This window comes from Corynebacterium sp. S5S1, assembly GCF_001913985.1.
Taxonomy (GTDB): domain Bacteria; phylum Actinomycetota; class Actinomycetes; order Mycobacteriales; family Mycobacteriaceae; genus Corynebacterium; species Corynebacterium marquesiae.
In genome coordinates, this window is sequence record NZ_MKXT01000078.1 from 1 (window position 1) to 3,695 (window position 3,695).

The window sequence follows — 3,695 nt, forward strand, 5'->3', positions numbered from 1 at the left end:
TAATCTGGCTAAGTATTTTCACAGCCTGGGTTCCAGAACCTATTCCAGAATCCTGGACTGTGTGCTTGAGAACCGAATGACACCCACGCGCCGCAGCGCTTATCCCAAAGCCGCTGGCGAGGCGTCAAGGTTCTTGAACTTGTATTTGACGTGCCAAAAAGGCAGCGTCGTACCGTTTAGTGAAGGAGATCTACCGTGGCAAAGGGTAAACGTACATACCAACCAAACAACCGTCGTCGTGCACGCGTACACGGCTTCCGTACCCGTATGCGTACGCGTGCTGGTCGCGCCATCGTGGCAGCTCGTCGCAAAAAGGGTCGTTCTAAGCTGACCGCTTAAGTCATGCTTCCCCGCCAGCATAAGCTGACTTCGCCGCAACAATTTCGGCGAACCACTAAAAAGGGGCGGCGGGCAGGATCACGTAGCGTGATAGCGCATTGCTATCAACACCAGGGATCAGAGACACTCGTTGTTTCTGGTCCCCGTTTTGGTCTTATCGTCTCGAAAAGCGTCGGTAATGCCGTCGTCCGCCACCGCACCGCCCGCCAATTGCGGCATATTTGTCGGGAGTTGTGTGCAGAACTCGATCCCAGCGTCGACGTCGTGCTGCGTGCCTTGCCAGCGCTTGTCGACGCCGAGCCGGAGCAGCTGCGTAAAGACGTGCGCAGTGCGGTTTTCCGTGCGCTACACAAGCTCGAGAAAAGATCCAAACGATCGGAAACGGCCCCACGGTGACGTATTACAACACTGATGGGCAAGCGATCCCGGATGCGCGCGGCCCCGCCCGCTGGTGCGTGGCGGCCGTGCGTTTTTATCAGAAGAAACTTTCCTCACAAAAACCAGTGTCGTCGTGCCGTTTTGAGCCCACGTGCAGCGCTTATGCCCTGGAAGTTTTCGCGCGTCATGGGGTTTTCAAAGGGCTTGTTTATGCTATCGTGAGAATTTCTAAATGCGGCCCTTGGCACCCAGGCGGCTACGATCCTGCAAGTCCGTCTGCACACCCGGCGGAAGCGCCGTCAGATTACGTTCAGACCAAGTCAGAATAAGGATTATTTGTGCTTAATTTCATTTATTATCCGATTTCGTGGATCCTCGGCTTTTGGCGTGACGTCTTAAGCCTGGTGATGGATCCGCACTCCGGATATACCTGGGTCTTGTCCATCATCTTGCTGACCATGACCATCAAGGCATTATTGGTCAAGCCAATGATTACGCAGTTGCGCTCTTCCCGGAAGATGCAAGAGCTGCAGCCGAAGATGAAAGAGATCCGGGATAAGTACAAAAACGATAAAACCAGGCAGAGCCAAGAGCTGCAGAAGTTTTATAAAGAATCCGGGATGAACCCCCTGGCTGGGTGCCTACCGATGTTGGCACAGATTCCAGTCTTCATTGGTCTGTTCCACGTGCTGCGCATGTTCAACCGCACCGAGGAGCGCTTCGGTTCACCAGGACTTACGGTCGAAGAAAACCGCAACATCCCGAACTACTCCTTCTCTGTGGAAGATGTCCAGTCATTCTTGGATGCGGACGTTTTCGGTGTTCCGCTTTCGGCATTTATCTCGATGTCCGAAGATGCCATGCAGACCTTCGGCGCTGACTTCACGCGTTTCAACATCATCGTGGTTGCCGTCCCGCTGGTGCTGACCATCGCGACGCTGACGCACCTGAACGCCCGGTTTACCGTCGGACGTCAGGAGGCTCGTCGTGCTGCGGGCAAGACCCCGCAGCCAACCGGCGACAACGCCGAGATGATGCAGATGCAGATGGGCATGATGAACAAGATGATGCTCTGGGTCATGCCAGCCATCACCTTGGCCACCGGCTTTATCTGGACCATTGGTCTGTTGTTCTACATGCTGACCAACACCATCTGGACATTCGTTCAGACTCGCATTATTTACGGCAAGATGGACCGGGAAGAAGAAGCCGAGGAAGAGGCAAAGCGGGAAGCCAAGCGCTCATCCGCACCGGCACCAGCAGCTCGGAAGCTGAACAAGCAAACCAAGAAGCAGCGCAAGAATCAGGCGCAAAACCAATCCCAGAACCCAGGCCAGAACAATTCTCAAAGCCAGGCCCAGAGCAAGCAACACAACAAGGGCAAGAAGAAGTAATGCTCGCTCGCATTTTTGGAGATCGGCAGGATCTCGCAGTTGCGTATCACGAATCCCTCGCCACCGACGCCACTACTCGGGACCGACACATCTACAACTGTGCGGTGATCGGCGAAGCCATCCCAGAAGGCGCCCGCGTCATCGATATTGGATCCGGTGCAGGCCTGCCGGGCATCCCGCTGGCAATCGCACGACCAGACCTTCAGGTGACACTGCTGGAACCATTGCTGAAGCGGTCCAACTACCTTGCCGAGATCACCGAGAAACTCGGACTCGACAATGTCACCGTGATTCGCGACCGTGCCGAAAATCTCGGCAAAGATGCGAAATTTGATGTGGTGACTTCCCGCGCGGTGGCCCCACTAGCAAAGCTGGCGCGCTGGTCACTGCCGCTGTGTAAACCCGGCGGAATGATGCTGGCGATGAAGGGGGCGTCGGCAAGCGAAGAAATCGAGCGGGATAAATCCGCGATCAAGCGCGCACAAGGCGAACGCGCCGAAATCATCACTGTGGGTGCTGAGCTGGAAGAATCCACCACCCTGATACGTGTTCACCGCGTAAAGTAAGCTCATTGGCATGACACAGCAGCCCCGCTTGATCACGATCGCCAATCAGAAAGGCGGCGTTGGCAAAACCACCAGCGCCGTGAACCTAGCCGCTGCCCTGGCCCACCAAGGCCACACCGTTCTGGTCATCGACCTCGACCCACAGGGCAACGCCTCAACAGCGCTGGGTGTGGAGCACCGCACGGGAACAAACTCGAGTTACGAGGTGCTGCTCGGGAACGCCACCGCGAAACAAGCCGTGCAGCAATCCCCCAACCGTGACAACCTGTGGTGCATCCCAGCCACCATTGACCTGGCGGGCGCGGAGATCGAATTGGTGAGCTTGGTGCGGCGCGAATACCGGCTTTCCGACGCTCTCAAGAATGGATTTTTAGACGAATACGGGTTCGATTACGTGTTTATCGATTGCCCGCCTTCGCTCGGGCTGTTGACGATCAACGCGATGACTGCGGTGCAAGAAGTCATCATCCCGATCCAGTGCGAGTACTACGCGCTGGAAGGTGTGGGCCAGCTGCTGAACAACATCACCATGATCCGCGAGCACCTCAACGCGGACCTGCATATCTCTGGTGTGCTGCTGACGATGTACGACGGGCGCACCAAGCTTGCAGAGCAAGTCGTTGACGAAGTTCGCGGGCAGTTTGGTGCCGTGGTTCTGGGCAACGTCATTCCACGCTCTGTGCGCGTTTCAGAGGCACCAGGCTACGGGCAGACGGTCATTGATTATTCGCCAAGCTCACACGGTGCCTACGCTTATGGGGCGGCGGCCAAAGAATTGGATGAGCGCGGCGACTACGTACCCCACAGCTCTACCGGGCCGATTGGGGTGAGCCCGGAAATCTACGAGCAACTCTCGCAGCAAGCTGGCGATGATGCAGCTGACAACGTTGCGGCAGTCGATAATGCCGCAGATAACGATGCCGTAGCAAGCAACTCAGCAGACAATCCAGCGGATGAAGCATAAGGAGTAGGAGTTTTCATGGCGGAGAAAAAACCGAACCACAAACAAGGTGGCTTG

The 3,695-nt window shown here is 56.2% G+C and carries 6 protein-coding genes; all 6 read left to right on the forward strand.

The window, feature by feature from the left end:
* Positions 1-195 precede the first annotated feature (195 nt).
* The 6 genes from rpmH (at position 196) to BKN05_RS12130 (ending at position 3,641) form a co-directional block, all read left to right on the forward strand.
* The gene (gene rpmH, locus BKN05_RS12105; protein ID WP_081604941.1) at positions 196-339 is read left to right on the forward strand and encodes a 50S ribosomal protein L34; all 144 of its coding nucleotides are present in this window, start codon (positions 196-198) and stop codon (positions 337-339) included.
* A gap of 3 nt (positions 340-342) precedes the next feature.
* Positions 343-735 carry a ribonuclease P protein component gene (gene rnpA / locus BKN05_RS12110; RefSeq protein WP_039733882.1) on the forward strand — a complete coding sequence of 131 codons (393 nt, stop codon included), beginning with the start codon at positions 343-345 and terminating at the stop codon, positions 733-735.
* A 107-nt stretch (positions 736-842) separates the two neighbouring features.
* Complete coding sequence (yidD, locus tag BKN05_RS12115) at positions 843-1,046, forward strand: membrane protein insertion efficiency factor YidD (protein ID WP_390885513.1); 204 nt, start codon at positions 843-845, stop codon at positions 1,044-1,046.
* A 9-nt stretch (positions 1,047-1,055) separates the two neighbouring features.
* The gene (gene yidC, locus BKN05_RS12120; RefSeq protein ID WP_018120668.1) at positions 1,056-2,111 is read left to right on the forward strand and encodes a membrane protein insertase YidC; all 1,056 of its coding nucleotides are present in this window, start codon (positions 1,056-1,058) and stop codon (positions 2,109-2,111) included.
* Complete coding sequence (gene rsmG, locus BKN05_RS12125) at positions 2,111-2,677, forward strand: 16S rRNA (guanine(527)-N(7))-methyltransferase RsmG (RefSeq protein WP_286688748.1); 567 nt, start codon at positions 2,111-2,113, stop codon at positions 2,675-2,677. Before yidC ends, rsmG begins: the two co-directional genes overlap by 1 nt.
* Positions 2,678-2,687: 10 nt before the next feature.
* On the forward strand, positions 2,688-3,641 hold the full coding sequence (locus BKN05_RS12130; RefSeq protein WP_018120666.1) for a ParA family protein: 954 nt from the start codon (positions 2,688-2,690) through the stop codon (positions 3,639-3,641).
* Positions 3,642-3,695 lie beyond the last annotated feature (54 nt).

Bases quoted from the DNA above. Each gene is read 5' to 3' on its own strand.
- rnpA (WP_039733882.1), top strand. From the start codon at position 343: ATGCTTCCCCGCCAGCATAAGCTGACTTCGCCGCAACAATTTCGGCGA.
- rsmG (WP_286688748.1), top strand. From the start codon at position 2,111: ATGCTCGCTCGCATTTTTGGAGATCGGCAGGATCTCGCAGTTGCGTAT.
- BKN05_RS12130 (WP_018120666.1), top strand. From the start codon at position 2,688: ATGACACAGCAGCCCCGCTTGATCACGATCGCCAATCAGAAAGGCGGC.